Origin of the sequence: Acinetobacter sp. UBA5934, from assembly GCF_002430855.1 — a bacterium.
Classification (GTDB): domain Bacteria; phylum Pseudomonadota; class Gammaproteobacteria; order Pseudomonadales; family Moraxellaceae; genus Acinetobacter.
The window spans coordinates 1,916-4,364 of record NZ_DJDC01000098.1; the positions used below are offsets into that span (position 1 = coordinate 1,916).

The following is a 2,449-nucleotide window of genomic DNA, read 5'->3' on the forward strand; positions in this document are numbered from 1 at the left end:
TTGGTAGGTATAAGCAGACTCGAACTGCTGACCTCTACGATGTCAACGTAGCGCTCTAACCAACTGAGCTATACACCTAAGTGCTGTGAATCATATTCATTTTTATTTTTTAAGACAAGTGCTTTCTATTATTTTTTAAAGTATTTGCACAAGTTTTAAGCATTTGTCTAAATTGCTTTATTTGCTCAGGATTTTGCATTAAAGAATATTGCTGTTGCTGATAATGCTGTGCCGTTTGAGCAAATATCTGTTGCTGATCCTGCTCTGCCCGTTCAGCCAAACGTAGCATCCAGCTATAAAACGTTTCTGCAGGTTGCTTGTGCAAGCTGAGCTCCAATTTTTTTGAAAATTGTTGAATGGCGCGATCATAAGCTGAAATTGACTGACTATTTTGATAAAAAATCCAGATAAAATAAATCATCACCACCAGCAGAATACTTAGTAACATGATGATGCTACTGGCATAAGCATTTTTAATCCCCAATTTGGATAACCAGCCTTGCTGCTTTTCAGCATCATAACCCACTACCTTGCTTTGCCATTGATAACTTGCATAGTCACTCCAGATTCGTATGTTTTTCATCACGGCGAATTGGCGGTATTTCCACTTTTGCTCTTTATTTCCCAATATACTGCGATCACTTTCAATATAATTTTGCATTCCCCCATCGATACGCTGTGGCGCAATAATTGCTGTAGGATCAATCCTTTGCCATTGTCCATGCAATCGCACCTCTGTCCAGGCATGTGCATCAAGCTGGCGTACTTCCCAGCTGGCACGATCCGGTGCAAGTTGCCCTCCCTGATATCCCACTACCACACGTGCAGGTATGCCGACATAACGCATCAGCAAAGCAAAACTGGAGGCATAATGCTCACAAAAACCGCGACGTGATTGAAACAGGAATTCATCAATCCGGTTTTCTCCCAGTAATCCCGGATTCAAGGTATAGGCAAAATCATTATTTTTGTACCACTGCAAAATATTATTTACATAGCGTTCAGGTTGCTGTCCGCTTTGCCTAAACATGTCGACTGCAAATTGGCGTGATTGTTCATCTAAACGCTCTGGAATTTTGGTATTGATCTGTTCCAGTAATCCTGTTTTATCTTCTTCTGGCTGAATATTTCCTAACCACTGCAGGGCAATCGGCTGACTCTGCAAAATCTGTCGCACAGGAGTAATACTGCCATCCTGTTTTAATTGATGGCCCTTCTGTAAAGGTCGTGATTGTTCGAGGCCCATAACCCACAGAACATGAGGATCAGCCGCTAAATACTGATAATCAAAACTGGATTTGCTTTTTTTTAAACCTTGAGTTGAAACCGGTTTTTCATTCACCCAGCTGCTGGTCCAGGTTTTCCCGTCATACTGGTCTAAAACCATAGCTCGCCAATACAACTCATTGCGGTTGGGTAATTGATTCACATCACCAATAATTCGAAATGCCAGACTGCTCGACTGTGACAACTCGGCAATATCACCTGGCGACATGCTGTCACTCATTCCCGTGACACTTTTTTGTACGGGAATCGGAATCGCCCACAGTGGCGGCAAGCGCGGAAAAAACACAAACAGCAAGATAAAAAAAGGCAAAGCCAGAACCAGAAATTTACCTACATGTTTTGCATCACTTTGTAAGGCGCTGGATTGATCTTGCAATTGTCTAAATTCATGGGTCTGTAAACGGTACAGGCCTATCAGACAGCTGAGCAAACACAGCAGCACCATCGACGCCATCCAGATCGACTGGCTATACAAGAATGAACTGGCACTGACAAACATGGCAAAATTAAACAGGATAATTACATCACGTTTATTCTTACTTTCTAGGGCTTTGGCGAATAAAAAAGTCGATAAAATGGCAACGCCGGCTTCTATGCCAATAAACGTTTGATAGTTAAAATAAATTGAAGCCAAGGCAATTAAAGTCAGGACAAAAGTCCACATTCTGGATAAAACCTTGGACTCATCTTTTAAGCTATAAAATAAAAAAAGAATAATCAGGGCAAAAATGAGGCTCAATAGCAGCGGATTAAAAATAAGCTGTGCCATCAGTAGCAATGACAGGGTTATGAGTATCGAGGTTCTAATCTGGGCATGAATCATCATTTAAGCCTGCGCTAAAAGTTTTTTGGCCTGTAACAGCTGATTTTCACCCAGACCTACAGTCAATTCAGCTTGCGGTAAAAACACCGCATATGCACAGTGTATTTGCTCACACTGTTCAATGAGCCCCATCATTAGACTTAATTTTTCTTCATGCTCTGTACTCGGCATATGCTGATAATGAATCTCAATATTGAGCTGCTCATCATGCTGTTCAAATACCTTGATATATAGACCTTGTCCGCGCGCTGCCTGCTTCCATGACACAGCCTGCAAGCTATCTCCTGCTTTGAAATTGCGCAGTTCATGAAATTCATCCATATCCGGTTCTAAATTTTC

1 protein-coding gene, 1 tRNA gene and 1 pseudogene are annotated in these 2,449 nt (G+C 41.6%); all 3 read right to left on the bottom strand.

Annotated elements, in window-relative coordinates; translation table 11 throughout:
• Window position 1: 1 nt before the first annotated feature.
• Window positions 2-78: transfer RNA gene (locus B2Y23_RS07000), tRNA-Val, on the bottom strand.
• A gap of 31 nt (window positions 79-109) precedes the next feature.
• Window positions 110-2,110: a DUF3488 and transglutaminase-like domain-containing protein gene (locus tag B2Y23_RS07005; protein ID WP_291369895.1), complete on the bottom strand. Its 2,001-nt coding sequence runs from the start codon at window positions 2,108-2,110 to the stop codon at window positions 110-112.
• 3 nt (window positions 2,111-2,113) lie between these two features.
• Window positions 2,114-2,449: pseudogene (locus tag B2Y23_RS07010) on the bottom strand (DUF58 domain-containing protein); the annotation flags it as partial.